Source organism: Candidatus Dechloromonas phosphoritropha (assembly GCA_016722705.1).
Classification (GTDB): Bacteria; Pseudomonadota; Gammaproteobacteria; order Burkholderiales; family Rhodocyclaceae; genus Azonexus; species Azonexus phosphoritrophus.
The window spans coordinates 832,067-846,096 of the sequence record JADKGN010000001.1; the positions used below are offsets into that span (position 1 = coordinate 832,067).

Here is a 14,030-nt window from a genome sequence, read left to right on the forward strand (position 1 = left end):
TTTCCCCTTCCCGTAAATTATCTGTTCAGACCGCGCGTTCACGCACGTAACGACCGGGTGCCGGTTCGATCGGCCTGTGTTTTGCGTTGCCAGGCCTGCGTGGCGCCCGTGATTTGCCGGCAAACGGCTTCAGCCAGGCAGCCCAGTCGTTCCACCAACTACCCGGCCTGTTGTCCGCTGCGGTCAACCAGGATTCAGCGTTGCCTTTCACATTGTCGTTGACCCAATAGTTGCGCTTGTTCTTGCTCGCCGGGTTGATGGCGCCGGCGATATGGCCCGACGCACCCAGGACGAATCGCACCTTGCCTCCGAGAATGCGCGTCGTCTCGTAAGCAGATCGCCAGGGAACGATATGATCTTCGCGCGTTGCCAGCAGGTAGACGGGCATCGCCAGCGCGCCGAGGTCGATGCGCTGGCCGCACATCTCGAGCTTGCCAGGCACGTGTAGGCTGTTGTCGAGGTAGAGGTTGCGCATGTACCAGCAAGCGAACGGCCCCGGCAGATTGGTCGAATCCGAATTCCAGTAGAGCAAATCAAAGGCTTGTGGCTTCTGGCCCTTCAGGTAATTTCCGGTGACGTAGTTCCAGACCAGGTCGTTGGCGCGCAGGAAGGAGAAGGTGTTCTGCAGGTCGCGCGCCGGCAGCAGGCCACCCTTGCCAATAGTCGACTCGCGTGCCTCCAGGGCATTGGCATCGATAAAGACTCCGATCTCCCCAGTATCGGAGAAATCGAGGAGCGTCGTCATCAGGGTCAGCGATGCGGCGATGTCTTCGCCTCGCCCCTTGAGCACGGACAGGGCCGAAGTCAGGATCGTCCCGCCGACGCAGAACCCAAGCGCATTGACCTGCTTGACCCGACAAATCTCCCGAGCGACGTGCAATGCGGCAATTGGGCCATGCTCGAGGTAATCGTCCCAGGTCAGGTGACCATGCTCTGCCTGCGGATTACGCCAGGAAACCAGAAACACCGTGTTGCCCTGCTCTACCATGAAGCGGATCAGCGAATTGTCGGGCTGCAGATCCATGACGTAGAACTTGTTGATGCACGGCGGCACGACCACCAGCGGCAGCATGCCGACTTCCGGCGTCAGGGGTGAGTACTGGATCAACTGCATCAGGTCGTTTTCGTAAACCACCGCACCTTCGGTCGTCGCAATGTTGCGACCGATTTCGAAGACCGACTCGTCGGTCATCGAAATGCGCCCTTTCTCGAAATCCCTGATCAGATTGTCGATGCCGTCGGTAATGCTCCGGCCGCTGGTTTGCAGCGCCAGCTTGATGAATTCCGGATTCGTCGCGGCATAATTCGAAGGCGCCATGGCGTCGACTATCTGGCGTGCCAGAAAACGCATGCGGTTGCGGGCCTTGTCGTCGCTCGCCGGAACCAGTTCGACCAGATCCTTCAGATATTTCGCATTGAGCAGGTAGGCTTGGTGCAGGTAGTCGTAAACCGGGCTTTCACGCCATTCGGGCGCTGCAAAGCGGCGATCGCCAGGCTCGGCTGCGACCTTGAATGTCTCCGGGGCGCCCTGCTGGCGGGCGAGCACCGACTGCCAGAGGGACATCTGCTGGTTCATGAACTGTTTCTGTAGCGCAGTCAACGCCTGTGGGTCGGCAGCCGGCGGGTCGGCAACCGGCGGGTCGGCAACCGGCGGAACGGCGGCCACCGGGTTTCCGGCCTGGCAGATGAAGGCCATGAACTGCCGCGTCGTGTCCTGAGCGGCCTGCACGAATTGCGGGGGCAAACCCATGAAAGCGTCGCTGGTGTCAGGTCCCTTTTGCGCCATGGCCGTTTTCTTCTCTGTAGTTGAATCGGGGTTTAGCGCTCCGATTCTCCATACCAGCCCGAGCGCTGTCAATGGATTTGAATGCATAATTACGCGGATGTACATCGTTGCCATCGGCTGGCTTTACGTTACAGTCCTCGTCGCGCTGAACGAGCCGACGGTGGTGTCAGCAATCATTTCCTTCCTTTTCTATGGCTTGCTGCCCAGCGGGTTACTGCTCTGGATGGCTGGCAGCAAGGCGCGTCGCCAGCGCCGGCGCTACCGGGAGTTACTCGCCGACCAGCGCCTGGACGATAGCGATCGAGGCGATGCCGAGGCTGATCAGTGAGACCTGCTGGATAGTCGCCTTCAATTCGGTTCGCTTGTGCAAACCGGGAATGAGATCGGCCACCGCGACATAGATCATGCTTGCCGCTGCCAGGCCGAGCAGTGAAGGTATCCATTCCTGCATTTCGGAAAGGGCAAGATAGGCCAGCGTCGCACCGACCAGCGTCGCCAGGCTGGAGAGCAGGTTGTACACCAAGGCCCGCAGCTTACTGTAGCCGGAGTGGATAAGAATCAGGTAGTCGCCGACTTCCTGGGGAATCTCGTGCGCGATGATGGCCAGCGCGATGACAATGCCGGCTTCCGTGCTTTGCAGGAAGGCAGCGGCGATCAGAATGCCATCAACGAAATTGTGAAAGGTGTCGCCGACCAGGATCATCAGGCCGGAGCGGCCATGGTCGTCCGCCGGCGCGTGGGCATCATGCGCCTCGCAGTGGTCATGGTGGCAATGCCGCCACAGGACCAGTTTTTCCAGCACGAAGAAAACCATGATGCCGAACAGAACGGTTCCCGCCATGCGATGCGGATCGCCATGTTCCAGTGCATGCGGCAGGATTTCCAGAAAGGCCGCGCCGAGCAAGGCACCGATCGCGTAGGAGATCAGGACATTGATGTGTCGCACGCCAAGGGCCAGACTCAGGCCCGCCGCCGCGACAACGCTCAAGGCGCCACCGGCCAGTGAAACGGCGATGATCCAGGCAAGGGTGCTCACGGGAAACCGATTTTGATCCGGGGAAAGGCGCGGATCATACACTGTCCAGCCAGATCAGGCTCGCCATCCTTCCGGTCATTCGCTCACGGCGATAGGAAAAGTAGCGCTCGAATTCGCTGAAGGTACATGCTCCGCCACCACTGATTGCGCCGACCCCCAATTGATCCAGGCGCTGCCGCGCCAGCAGGTAGATGTCACACAGCCATTTGTCCTGTCCAGTCGCCATAAAGGCAGTAATGGCTGACGGATTCCGCGTGATAAAGGCATCACGTACTTCCGTCCCGACCTCGAAACAGCGCGGGCCGATCGCCGGGCCCAGCCACGCCAGCAGTTCCCCGGGGGCCGCCGCCATCGCTGCCACCGCGCTCTCCAGGACGCCGCCCAGCAGCCCGCGCCAGCCGGCATGCGCGGCAGCGACCACCGAGCCCCGGCGATCGCACAGGAGCACCGGCAGGCAATCGGCGGTCATCACCGCGCACACCGTTCCCGGACGGCGTGCAAACGCCGCGTCGGCCACCCTGATTTTCGCCTCCTGACCGGCGTCGACCGCGACAATGCCATGAACCTGCCTGAGCCAGCGCGGTTCGCCTGGTAATGTGGCGCGCAACGCCTGGCGATTCGCCGCGACAGCCGCCGGATCGTCCCCGACATGATCGCCGACGTTGAAACTCGCCCACTGTTCCCGGCTGCACCCCCCGTTGCGCGTCGTTTGCAGTGCCTTGACATTGGCCGGCGCAGCCCAGTCAGGAACGAAGACCTCACCCACCGCGCAGCGCTTCCAGCAATGTGCTCATGTCCGTCGGCGGTGGTGCCTCCCACTGTTTCATCCGCCGGGTGAGTGGATGGAGCAGCGCCAGACGAGTGGCATGCAGAGCCTGCCGGGAGAACGCCGGCAGGCGCTGATCGAGCCTGCCATAAACCTGATCGCCGAGCAGCGGATGCCTGACCGACGCCATGTGCACGCGGATCTGGTGCGTGCGCCCGGTCTCCAGCGAGCATTCGACCAGCGCACAGTGGGCGAACTGCTCGAGGACGCGGAAGTGGGTTACCGCCGCCTTGCCGCCGCGGGTTTCCGGAACCACCGCCATTTTCGTCCGGTGCACCGGATGGCGGCCGATGGGTGCCGCGATCGTTGCATCCCGGCGCACGACGCCACAAGCGACCGCCAGATACTGGCGCCTGACGCTGCGCGCCTGCAACTGGCGCACTAGGTCGGTCTGGGCCGCAAGCGTCTTGGCGACGACCAGCAGGCCGCTTGTATCCTTGTCCAGGCGGTGGACGATGCCCGCGCGCGGCACTGCGGCGATCGCCGGCACATGGTGGAGCAAGGCATTCATCAGCGTGCCGCTCCAGTTGCCGCTCCCTGGGTGCACAACCAGACCGGGTGGCTTGTCGATGACCAGCAGTGCTTCGTCCTCGAACACGATCTCGAGCGGGATATCTTCGGGCTGCTCGGCGATTTCCCTGATGCCGGGCGGCTCGCTCAGGACCAGAACTTCTCCGCCCACAACCTTGTGCTTAGGCTCCGTCTCAATGCGCCCGCTTACGGCGACGCGCCCTTCACGCACCCAAGTCTGCAGGCGATTTCGTGAATGCTGCGGCAGCACTTCCGCAAGCACCTGATCGAGACGCCAACCGGCGCAGCGATCCGGAACCCGGGATTGATCGGGCGGAGTTCGGATATAATCGGTGCCGTCTTCCAAAGGATTCTTCATGATGCGAAGTTTACCCGCATTCCTCACCACCTTTCTCCGTTTGGCGACAGCACTCCTGATCGCCGCCATCATCGCCGGCTGCGGCCTGCTTTCCGGCGACAAGGATGAAACCGCCGGCTGGTCAGCCAACAAACTGTATACCGAGGCCAAGGATGCGCAGAGCAGCGGCGCTTGGGACAAGGCCGCCAAGTACTACGAAAAGCTTGAGGCCCGTTATCCGTACGGACGTTATGCCCAGCAGGCCCAGCTTGAACTGGGCTACGTATACTGGAAAGCCGGCGAGGCGGGCTCGGCCATCGCGGCGTGCGACCGGTTCATCAAGCTGCACCCCAATCATCCGGCTGTCGACTATGCCTACTATCTGAAGGGTCTGGTCGGCTTCAACGAAGATCTGGGTTACGCGCCCTATATCAGCACGCAGGATCCGACCGAGCGTGACCCAAAGGCGGCACGCGAAGCGTTCGACGCCTTCCGCGAACTTGTCACCCGTTTCCCTGACAGCAAATACACCCCAGACGCCATCCAGCGGATGAATTACCTAGTCAATTCGTTGGCTTCGCACGAAGTACACGTCGCGCGCTATTACATCAATCGCGGCGCCTTCATTGCCGCTGCCAACCGGGCGCAGTATGTGATCAAGACTTATCCCACGGCGCCTGCTGTCGAGGAAGCGACCTTCATCCTGATCCTTGCCTATGACAAACTCGGCATGGACGACATGCGCGATGACGCCGAGCGCGTCATGCGCAAGAATTTCCCGGATAGCCGCTTCTACACCGAAGGTCTTGATTCCAGGAAGCGCTGGTGGCATCTCTGGTAATCGCGTCCGGAGACCCGCCTAGCCGGTCGTCGGGACGGCGGTTGCCAACCATACCAGCTTGGGAACTCCATTATCGCCGCCGCAGACAATGGCGTTCTGTCCGTACTTCTCGCCCAGGGTCATAGCCTCGGCAATCGGCATACCGGGAACGAAGCAGCTTTCTTCGACCGGCCAGGCGGCATCTTCGGCGATGTTCTCGCCGGCATAGGTTTCATATCCCGAGTCGAGTATCTCGCACTCCAGTTGCGACTGGCGGCCAGCATTCTGTTTCTCGTCCAGCAGCACCGAATTTGGGTTGCACGCCGTCAAGATGGCAAAGCAACCCGCCCCGGCTGTCTCCAGCCAGCTACGCAAGGACTCGCAGGCAACCCCGGGATGCAGATCACACTGCCCACCGGGCAGGTAGACCCGATAAGTCGTCGCCCCGTAGGCGGTTTCCAGTTCAGTCGTCTTCACCATTCAGTTCGACCAGTCCGATTAGCTTCTCGGCATCGCTTGCCGGCAGTGCCTCGACCTCGCTCAGTTTTCGCGACAACTGGCGGGTCCGCGTTTCTGCCTTGCTGATGCTGTTGCTGGCCTCGTCCAGTTTCTTCCTGGTGTGCGCCAGAGCCTCGCCAAACTTGCCGAATTCGCCCTTGACCGCCCCCAGCACCGCCCAGACCTCCGCCGAGCGCTGCTCGATGGCCAGCGTCCGGAAACCCATCTGCAGGCTGTTAAGGAGCGCCGCCAGCGTCGTCGGCCCGGCCAGACTGACCCGCCATTCACGCTGCAGGGTATCGGCCAGCCCCGGACGCCGCAAGGCCTCGGCATACAGCCCTTCGGTGGGCAGATAGAGGAGTGCAAAATCGGTAGTATGCGGCGGCGCGACATATTTCTCGTGAATGCTCCGCGCCTCGGCCTTGAGGCGGACCTCGATCGCTTTGCTCGCTTCCTCGACGAGGCCCATCTCACCGCGTTCCTGAGCGTCGATCAGACGCTGATAATCCTCGACTGGAAACTTGGCATCGATCGGCAACCAAACCACGACGCCATCACTCTTGCCTGGCAGGCGGATGGCAAAATCGACGCGCTCGTTGCTGTTCGGGCGCGTCGCCACATTGGCGGCGAACTGGTCGGCCGTCAGCAGTTGCTCAAGAAGCGCTGCTAGCTGGACTTCGCCCCAGGTGCCACGGGTCTTGACGTTGCTCAATACCCGCTTGAGGTCGCCGACGCCCGCCGCCAGCGACTGCATTTCTCCAAGGCCCCGATGCACCTGCTCGAGGCGGTCGCTCACCAGCTTGAAGGATTCACCGAGGCGTTGCTCGAGCGTGGCGTGCAGCTTTTCGTCCACGGTGCGACGCATCTCCTCGAGCTTGCTGGCATTGTCCGCCTGGATTGCGGTCAACCGTCCCTCGACACTGATTCTCAGGCGCTCGAAGCGCTCGTCAAGGCCCAGTGAAAAGCGGTTCAGTTCGCGAGCAAAGGCCTCCAGGCGCTCTGACTGGGCCGTGCCGAACTGTCCGACCTGGGTTGTTACCGCCTGGCCGAGCAGCGTCGCCGATTGCGCGCGCTCCTCGCGGTCGCGGAACGCCTCCTCCGCGTCCTCGCGCCGGCCGCGCGCCAGTTCTTCACGCAATTCCCGCTCGAGCCGCTCAAGCCCCTTCTCCTGTGCCTCCTGCAAGGAGCGCAGGCGAAGATCGTCATCGCCACGCCGGCTGCCACGGAGCAATACGACAACCAGCAACAGGACGATGGCGACGAGTCCCGCGGCCAGGACCAGAAACGAGGTCTCGTTCATTCCCTAGCGCAGCGAGAAGTCGACGCGGCTGCCGTTGCCCTTGTCGTCCGCACCGCGCTTGGGCGGCACGAGAAAGATGCGTTCGGTAGGAACCTTGCCCTGCTCGATCAACCAAGCCTGAACATTCTCCGCCCGCTGCAGCGCAAGTTCCTTGACGTCATCATCGCCGGCTGGCAGGTTGGCCAGCATCAGTTTCTCCATTTCCTCCACCGGCAGGTCCTTCTGCATTCCGATCACGTTACGCGGCTTCGGGAACTTGGCTTCCTTGTAGGCGCGTTTCAGGTACTCCGGATATTCTGCCGGGTCGATCTCGACCGTATCGAGGGATCCACCTTCCGCACCCTTCTTGATCTGTTCCTTGAGCTTCTCGGCCTTGACCGCACGTTCCATGGCCACCCGCTTGAGGCCTTCCTTGTCGACTTCGGGATCGGCTCGGCCGGTAACCTCGAGCTTGAGCGAATCGCGTTCGGCAAGCGCCTTGGCCAACAACTCAAGGCGCTTGGTCGCCACGTCACCGAGACCGGCGCGCCCCGGTCCGAATTCGATGTTCGACAACTCCTCGCCGCCACCGAACATCGAGCCGAGCAGCGCGAAGGGCGAAGTCACGGCCTTGACGAAGAGATTGATGATCACCTTGACGATCAGCCCGCCCACCGAGAATTCTGGATCGTCGAGCGATCCCGAGATCGGCAGGTTGAGTTCGATCTCGCCGCGGTTGTTCCTGAGCAATGCGATTGCCAGATTGACCGGCAACTTGGTGGCATCCGGACTCTCCACCTTGTCACCGAAGGTCAACTGATCGATGAAGAGCCGGTTTTCAGCCGCCAGCTTGTTGTTTTCCAGCTTGTAGGCGACGTTGAGCGACAGCTTGCCCTTGTCAATGTTGTAGCCGGCGTATTTTCCGGCATACGGCGATAACGGGACAAGATCGACGCCGCTCACTTCGGCCTTGATGTCGAGGAATGACTTGGCCGCCAGCGGATTCAGCTTGCCTGCCACCTGCACTGATGCCGAACCGGCATATCTGCCACGCAAATCGAGATCGGCAACGGTATCGGCGGCCGAAGACAGACCGGTCACGCGCCCGGCCACCTTGGTCACGTTGACTGTATAGTTGGGCTTGACGAAAAAGTCGGAGAAATTGACGGTGCCCCCTTGCAATGTCACCTTGGCGATCCGGATAGGCAACGGCGCCGATTTTTTCGGCGTCGCTGCTGCCTGCTTCGTATCGCCGGCAGCACCCTCGGGTTGGCGAACGATATCCTGCAGGTTCAGCCGGCCTGCCTTGCTCAGGACCAGCTTCGAGTAGAAATCGCTCAGCGCCACTTCACCGACATTGACCGCCAGCGGTTGCAGTCGGAAGTCGATTCCGCCCACATAAAATGATTTCCACTTGAGAAAATCCGTGTTGTTTTGCTTGTCGACCGCCAGCAGGTCGCCCAGCGTGAACGATCCCTTGTAGGCGCCGATCAAGCCTTCCTTGCCCATCCCGGCGGTCAGTTCACCACTGCTGGAAACCTGACCGCGCGTCAGCGCAATATTCAGGTAGTTGGAGAAATAGGGCTGCAACGGCAGCAACGGGATCGCCTCAGTGTCCACCTTCAAGGCAATTGCCAGCGGTATCAACTGCACGCTGCCAGCAAGCTTGAGGCTGCCTTTTTGGTTGATCCGGCTCTTCAGCGACACGCTTCCCTTCTTTTCGGGTTCGGTCGACAGATTCTCCGCCGAGAGGTTGAATCCGTCGATGGTCTGCACGGCGGCCGGGTTGGTCGATTTGTCCTCGAAACGCAGCGCCAGATCATCGACATCCAGTTTCGCTATGGTGGCGAACCATGGCCGTTCGTCCGACAATTCCTCGCGCGCCTTGCGGGCGGTTTTCAGGATTGGCGAACTGACCCATTCGAGCTGGCCTTCCTTGTTACGCACCAGCAATCCCCGCAGTTTGTGGTAACTGGCCTCGGCCACGTCGATGCGGTGTGCGTGCAAGTCCACGCGGATACCCTTCAGCGTACTGCGGTCAACGTTCAAGCGCTCGCCGAGATCGACCCGATACGTCACCTCGGCAACTTCGATCGGGCTGCCCATGGTGCTTTCGATCTTGCCGACCACGGCATTAAGGTCAAGCAGTTCGCCCTGCATCGGACGAACGTTCGACTCGTCCTGCCAATGCATTTTCCCGTTGCTCAGGCGAATCTCCCCGATGCTCCATTCGGGCGGTTTAGCTGGCGGTGCCGCTGGTGCCGCTGGTGCCGCTTCTTCGCCACTGGCGGCACCCTTGGCGATCTGCTCGCCCAGCTGCAACCAATTCATCTCGCCCGCCTTGTTGACCGCAACGAACGCGTCAATGCCGTCGAGCAGGACGCGCTTGATGTCGAAGCGACGATTGATCAGATCACCGTTCTCGACATCGACATCGAGACGCTTCCAGGCCAGCAAGGGCGCACCGTTCGCAGCATTCAGAGCGAAATCGGAAATATGGGCGCTGCCAACCACGGTCAGCGAAAACACCTTGTCGGAGAGTTCCTTGAAAACGAAGCGCAACTCGGTGTCGAGCGAACCGGATTTCAATCTGATCGGCACGGCACTGGGCAGGTAAGGCTGGAATCCGGCTAGGTCAAGGTGTTCGAGGTCGAGGTTGAGATCACTTTCGAGATTGCCTTCGAAAATTTCGGTGCTTCTGCCCTTGAGCACCAGCGGCGAGCCGTCGAAGGCAGCGGAAAAGCTCGGCTCGACGACGATTTTCGCCTGATAGGGCAAGCTCGAAATGAATGGTACCCCGAGGTTGATATCGCTGACCGTATGCACCTTGCCGACCGGCTGATCCTCGAACACCACCTTGCCGCCGATAATCTGGATGTTGTTGATCGAGAAGCGCGGCGTCGGCGACGGCTCGCTCGGCTTCAGCCATTCGTCGAGCAGATCAGAAATGTCATACTTGCCATCGGCGAGGCGCGCTACGGCGAGACGCGGCCCCTGCAGGCGGATTTCGTCCACCACGAGGCCAAGCTGGAAGAGCGAAAAGCTCGAAAGATTGACGAGCAGTTCGTCGAAACCAGCAACCTCCCTGCCGTCATCGGCCTTGACCGCAACATCTGTAACCCTTGCCGAGAGGGCGTAAGGGCTGATGTTGATCTTTCCAACCGTGACCTGGCGCTTCAACACTGTTGAAAGCTGCTTTTCCAGTTGCCATTTGATCAATGGCGGTGCCGCGAAATAGCCGAGTACGCCGAATCCGACGATGATCCCGATCAGCCAGAGTGCGATACGACGGGCGCGCGGCCCCTTAAGCGCCGCCACGGCACCCGAAACTTTTGAAGATTTCCCGGAAAGCTGTTCTGTCATGATGATCCGCCGCAGTTTCGCTGTTGGAAACTAATTTAGCACATCAAGCCCCGGTCGCTTAGCCCCGGGACGACCATCAGTACCGGGGTAGGCGCTGGCCGGGGACGAAATTCACCCGCTAGAAAGTATTCCGCCAGCCGCGAATGGCAGCAAAAACAGCCTCCGGGGACGCGTCGACCGCACCATGTACCCGTGCAGCCGCGATCACGGCAGGCTCTTCACAGCGCAGGAAAGGATTGGTTTCCTTTTCTTCGCGCAGCGTGCTCGGAATCGACGGCAACCCGGCCGCCCGGATTCGTGCAACGCGCTCAACCCGCTCGCGTAGCGGGATGCTCCGCGGCTCGACGGCGAGGGCGAAGCGCAGGTTGTTCTCGGTGTATTCGTGGGCACAATAGATTTTCGTCTCATCCGGCAGCGCCGCGAGACGGGCCAGCGAGGCGCACATCTGCGCCGGCGTTCCCTCGAAAAGTCGACCGCAACCGGCGCCGAACAAGGTATCCCCGCAAAACACGGCGCCCGGGACAAGGTAGGCAACATGAGCGCGGGTATGACCGCCAACCGGCAATACGTCCACGCTCTGGCCCAGCACCTCGATCTTCTCGCCGCCACTCAAGGGGTCGGTGCAGCCTGTGATAGACTCTTTCTCCGGCCCGAAAACCCGGGGATGCCAGCGCTCGACGAGTTCAGGCACGCCGCCTTGGTGGTCGGCATGGTGGTGGGTGACCAGGATGGCGTCGAGATGTAATCGCAGCGCCTCGAGCCGGGCGATAACCGGTGCGGCGTCTCCAGGATCGACCACCGCCGCACGTCCGTCACGGACCAGCAGCCAGATGTAGTTATCGTTGAATGCGGGAATGAGTAAAATTTCGAACATGCTGGAACTATCGAGCGTAGCAAGCCGGATGTCAATTCCCGGCCTCGAGCACTGGCTGGAAACAGCGCAGGGCCGCTACGTTTCGGAGTGGGAATCGGCCACCGTGGATAGCGCGATTACTGATGTCTTTGGCTTCAATGCGCTACAACTTGGCCTGCCGCAGTCCGATTTTCTCCGCGCCAACCGAATTCCATTGCGCCAGAAGGCCGGTGATTCCGGCACCGTCGATGTCCTCTGCGAACTCGCCGCCCTGCCCTTCGCATCGCACAGCACCGATCTCGTCGTGCTGCCTCACGTACTCGAATTCAGCATGGACGCCCATCAGATCCTGCGCGAGGTCGAGCGCATCCTGATCCCCGAGGGCCACCTGATCATCCTTGGCTTCAATCCAATTTCCCTGTGGGGACTACGCAACCGCTTCGACCGCAGCGGCAGCTTTCCGTGGCATGGCAGCTACCTTTCCCTGACGCGCCTCAAGGACTGGCTGCAACTCCTCGGCTTCGAGGTCGACCGCCCCGTTCCCGGCTGCCATGTCCCGCCCTGCGACCAGAACGCCTGGCTCAAGCGCTGGCACTTCATGGAGAGAGCCGGCGGGCGCTGGTGGGGATTCCCCGGCGGTGTCTATCTGCTCCATGCAATCAAGCGCACTCACGCGATGCGCCTGATTACCCCGAACTGGCGCAAGAAGGCTGTCGGCAGCAAGGCTCTGCGGCCGGTGGCGCAAAAGGAAGGTCATGGCCGCTGACGACAGGGTGGAGATATTCACTGACGGCGCCTGCCGGGGCAACCCGGGACCCGGCGGCTGGGGAGCGATCCTCCGCCAAGCGACAAACGAGAAGGAATTGTGGGGCGGCGAGCCGAACACGACCAACAACCGGATGGAACTGACCGCTGCCATTCGCGCGCTGGAAGCGCTGAAACGACCGGTGGCCGGCTGCGTCCATACCGACTCGCAATACGTGCTGAAGGGTATCAGCGAGTGGATACATGGCTGGAAGCGCAATGGCTGGAAGACAGCAGACCGGAAACCGGTCAAGAATGTCGATCTTTGGCAGGAGCTCGACACCGTGAGCAAGCCGCACAAACTCCAGTGGATCTGGGTCAAGGGCCACGCCGGCCATCCCGAAAACGAACGCGCCGACGCCCTCGCCAACCGCGGGATCGACGAACTTGAGGAAACAGGATGAGACAGATCGTCCTCGACACGGAAACCACCGGCCTCGACCCGCGGCACGGTCATCGCATCATCGAAGTCGCCGGTATCGAAATGTTGAATCGCCGGCTTACCGGCCGCCATCTGCACAAGTACGTCAACCCTGAGCGCGAAATCGACGAGGGCGCGGCCACGGTCCACGGCATTACACTCGAGTTCCTGGCCGACAAGCCGAGGTTCGTCGATATCGTCGACGAGTTTCTCGAATTCATCAATGGTGCCGAACTGATCATCCATAACGCTCCGTTCGATATTGGCTTTCTCAACGCCGAACTGGCCCGTCTCGACCGGGTACCGGTCGAGACCCTTTGCAACGGCGTCACCGACACGCTAAAGATGGCCAGGGAACTTCACCCCGGCAAACGCAACAGCCTCGACGCCTTGTGCGAACGTTACGCAATCGACAATTCGCAGCGGACACTGCACGGTGCCCTGCTAGACACCGAACTGTTATCCGAGGTTTTCCTGGCAATGACACGCGGCCAGAATACGCTGCTGATCGAACCCGACCCTGTGCCGCGCGCCCATGCCGGCAAGGGCGGCCGGCAAACCGAACGCAAGCCGCTGCTGGTTCGTCGGCCCGACGCCGAGGAACTGGCCGACCATGAGCGAGTACTGGCGGTCATCAACAGGGAAACCAGGGGCGGCTGCCTGTGGCTGGCCGCAATCGGTCAGAACGGCTGAGTCCCACCCGTGAACATCGCAGCGGAGAATTCACGCTCGCGGTTGACAATGAAATCGATGAACTGGGAGGCACCGCGCATGGTCCGGAATGCGTCGAAACCGCGCTCGAGGAAGACCTGCAACTCACCGAGGCCCGCCAGCTTTGCCGGTCCGTGCATCATCGTCAGCGCCATCCGCACGAAGGGTTTTCGCGCAAACGCGTCAAGCGCCTCGCCGGTTTGGCCGATCAGGCGAATCTGCGTTTCGCGCCCCGGACGGTCGCCAACTTCACGGTAGGCAGCGGCATAAGCGTCATCGCTGATCTCCGGGGTATCGAGTTGCGCCCCGAGCACGCCAACCATCGCCGCATCGAAACGCTCGGAAAGCGCATCGACCTCGATCGCCAGCAGTAGTGTGCTGAGGCCGGAGACCGGCAATATGCTAGTCATCAGCGGCAGAATGCGCTCGAGTTCGGTATCGCGCTCACCGAAATCCTTCGGACCGTAGAGATCAGACAGGAAGAATTCAGCAGCCTCGCCGAAACGCTCGCTGGCCAACAGATCGGCGTACGTTCGCGTCAGCCTGGCGGCTTGCCAAGTGCGCAGATTCGCCCGCCGCCGCTCACTCACCGGGTCGACCGCCGCGGCACGACGCAGGTCGCACGCTTCGCTGATGAAGGCGGCCAGAGCTGCCGAGCAGGTTGCCCGATCGAGGTCTGAATGTACATCGCTGCTCATTGTCTAATTATGGCAAAAACTGCCGACCATCGTTTAGAAGCGTTTGCCTAGGTCCATCCGGTCAAGC

Annotated in this window: 14 protein-coding genes; 5 read left to right on the plus strand and 9 right to left on the minus strand. The window is 61.2% G+C overall.

The window, feature by feature from the left end; genetic code table 11:
- Nucleotides 1–25: 25 nt before the first annotated feature.
- On the minus strand, nucleotides 26–1,750 hold the full coding sequence (gene phaC / locus IPP03_04110; GenBank protein ID MBL0351886.1) for a class I poly(R)-hydroxyalkanoic acid synthase: 1,725 nt from the start codon (nucleotides 1,748–1,750) through the stop codon (nucleotides 26–28).
- A 133-nt stretch (nucleotides 1,751–1,883) separates the two neighbouring features.
- Here phaC and IPP03_04115 point away from each other — a divergent pair, with 133 nt between their 5' ends.
- Entirely contained in the window at nucleotides 1,884–2,114 is a 231-nt protein-coding gene (locus tag IPP03_04115; protein MBL0351887.1) for a hypothetical protein, read from the plus strand.
- Here the strand turns inward: IPP03_04115 and IPP03_04120 are convergent.
- Genes IPP03_04120 through rluD form a run of 3 tightly spaced genes read right to left on the minus strand, consistent with a single transcriptional unit; the run spans nucleotide 2,055 to nucleotide 4,537 of the window.
- Nucleotides 2,055–2,822, minus strand: coding sequence for a ZIP family metal transporter (locus IPP03_04120; protein MBL0351888.1), 768 nt, complete (start codon nucleotides 2,820–2,822; stop codon nucleotides 2,055–2,057). The two genes, IPP03_04115 and IPP03_04120, sit on opposite strands and share 60 nt — an antisense overlap.
- A gap of 34 nt (nucleotides 2,823–2,856) precedes the next feature.
- Entirely contained in the window at nucleotides 2,857–3,588 is a 732-nt protein-coding gene (gene pgeF / locus IPP03_04125; GenBank protein MBL0351889.1) for a peptidoglycan editing factor PgeF, read from the minus strand.
- The gene (rluD, locus tag IPP03_04130; GenBank protein MBL0351890.1) at nucleotides 3,581–4,537 is read right to left on the minus strand and encodes a 23S rRNA pseudouridine(1911/1915/1917) synthase RluD; all 957 of its coding nucleotides are present in this window, start codon (nucleotides 4,535–4,537) and stop codon (nucleotides 3,581–3,583) included. The genes pgeF and rluD overlap by 8 nt, the downstream gene beginning before the upstream one ends.
- A gap of 1 nt (nucleotide 4,538) precedes the next feature.
- Between rluD and IPP03_04135 the strand changes: the two genes are divergently transcribed.
- Nucleotides 4,539–5,357, plus strand: coding sequence for an outer membrane protein assembly factor BamD (locus IPP03_04135; GenBank protein MBL0351891.1), 819 nt, complete (start codon nucleotides 4,539–4,541; stop codon nucleotides 5,355–5,357).
- Nucleotides 5,358–5,375: 18 nt separating this feature from the next.
- On the opposite strand, the gene IPP03_04140 is transcribed toward IPP03_04135, so the two are convergent.
- The 4 genes from IPP03_04140 to gloB all read right to left on the minus strand — a co-directional run bounded on the left by IPP03_04140 (nucleotide 5,376) and on the right by gloB (nucleotide 11,350).
- Nucleotides 5,376–5,816: a DUF3293 domain-containing protein gene (locus IPP03_04140; GenBank protein ID MBL0351892.1), complete on the minus strand. Its 441-nt coding sequence runs from the start codon at nucleotides 5,814–5,816 to the stop codon at nucleotides 5,376–5,378.
- Nucleotides 5,800–7,134: a DNA recombination protein RmuC gene (gene rmuC / locus IPP03_04145; protein MBL0351893.1), complete on the minus strand. Its 1,335-nt coding sequence runs from the start codon at nucleotides 7,132–7,134 to the stop codon at nucleotides 5,800–5,802. Before rmuC ends, IPP03_04140 begins: the two co-directional genes overlap by 17 nt.
- Before the next feature lie 3 nt (nucleotides 7,135–7,137).
- The gene (locus IPP03_04150) at nucleotides 7,138–10,476 is read right to left on the minus strand and encodes a DUF748 domain-containing protein (protein MBL0351894.1); all 3,339 of its coding nucleotides are present in this window, start codon (nucleotides 10,474–10,476) and stop codon (nucleotides 7,138–7,140) included.
- Between the two features lie 118 nt (nucleotides 10,477–10,594).
- Nucleotides 10,595–11,350: a hydroxyacylglutathione hydrolase gene (gene gloB, locus IPP03_04155; GenBank protein ID MBL0351895.1), complete on the minus strand. Its 756-nt coding sequence runs from the start codon at nucleotides 11,348–11,350 to the stop codon at nucleotides 10,595–10,597.
- Nucleotides 11,351–11,378: 28 nt separating this feature from the next.
- Between gloB and IPP03_04160 the strand changes: the two genes are divergently transcribed.
- The 3 genes from IPP03_04160 to dnaQ are packed head-to-tail and all read left to right on the plus strand — an operon-like array spanning nucleotide 11,379 to nucleotide 13,247.
- Nucleotides 11,379–12,095 carry a class I SAM-dependent methyltransferase gene (locus IPP03_04160; protein MBL0351896.1) on the plus strand — a complete coding sequence of 239 codons (717 nt, stop codon included), beginning with the start codon at nucleotides 11,379–11,381 and terminating at the stop codon, nucleotides 12,093–12,095.
- Nucleotides 12,085–12,537 (plus strand): ribonuclease HI, encoded by a 453-nt coding sequence (rnhA, locus tag IPP03_04165; protein MBL0351897.1) that lies wholly within the window; start codon nucleotides 12,085–12,087, stop codon nucleotides 12,535–12,537. Before IPP03_04160 ends, rnhA begins: the two co-directional genes overlap by 11 nt.
- On the plus strand, nucleotides 12,534–13,247 hold the full coding sequence (dnaQ, locus tag IPP03_04170; GenBank protein MBL0351898.1) for a DNA polymerase III subunit epsilon: 714 nt from the start codon (nucleotides 12,534–12,536) through the stop codon (nucleotides 13,245–13,247). The genes rnhA and dnaQ overlap by 4 nt, the downstream gene beginning before the upstream one ends.
- On the opposite strand, the gene IPP03_04175 is transcribed toward dnaQ, so the two are convergent.
- Entirely contained in the window at nucleotides 13,235–13,963 is a 729-nt protein-coding gene (locus IPP03_04175; protein MBL0351899.1) for a hypothetical protein, read from the minus strand. The genes dnaQ and IPP03_04175 overlap by 13 nt on opposite strands.
- Nucleotides 13,964–14,030 lie beyond the last annotated feature (67 nt).

Coding starts and splice junctions, on each gene's coding strand:
- phaC (MBL0351886.1), bottom strand. CDS start 1,750: ATGGGTTTGCCCCCGCAATTCGTGCAGGCCGCTCAGGACACGACGCGG.
- IPP03_04115 (MBL0351887.1), top strand. CDS start 1,884: ATGTACATCGTTGCCATCGGCTGGCTTTACGTTACAGTCCTCGTCGCG.
- rluD (MBL0351890.1), bottom strand. CDS start 4,537: ATGAAGAATCCTTTGGAAGACGGCACCGATTATATCCGAACTCCGCCC.
- IPP03_04135 (MBL0351891.1), top strand. CDS start 4,539: ATGCGAAGTTTACCCGCATTCCTCACCACCTTTCTCCGTTTGGCGACA.
- IPP03_04140 (MBL0351892.1), bottom strand. CDS start 5,816: ATGGTGAAGACGACTGAACTGGAAACCGCCTACGGGGCGACGACTTAT.
- rmuC (MBL0351893.1), bottom strand. CDS start 7,134: ATGAACGAGACCTCGTTTCTGGTCCTGGCCGCGGGACTCGTCGCCATC.
- IPP03_04150 (MBL0351894.1), bottom strand. CDS start 10,476: ATGACAGAACAGCTTTCCGGGAAATCTTCAAAAGTTTCGGGTGCCGTG.
- gloB (MBL0351895.1), bottom strand. CDS start 11,350: ATGTTCGAAATTTTACTCATTCCCGCATTCAACGATAACTACATCTGG.
- IPP03_04160 (MBL0351896.1), top strand. CDS start 11,379: ATGTCAATTCCCGGCCTCGAGCACTGGCTGGAAACAGCGCAGGGCCGC.
- rnhA (MBL0351897.1), top strand. CDS start 12,085: ATGGCCGCTGACGACAGGGTGGAGATATTCACTGACGGCGCCTGCCGG.
- dnaQ (MBL0351898.1), top strand. CDS start 12,534: ATGAGACAGATCGTCCTCGACACGGAAACCACCGGCCTCGACCCGCGG.
- IPP03_04175 (MBL0351899.1), bottom strand. CDS start 13,963: ATGAGCAGCGATGTACATTCAGACCTCGATCGGGCAACCTGCTCGGCA.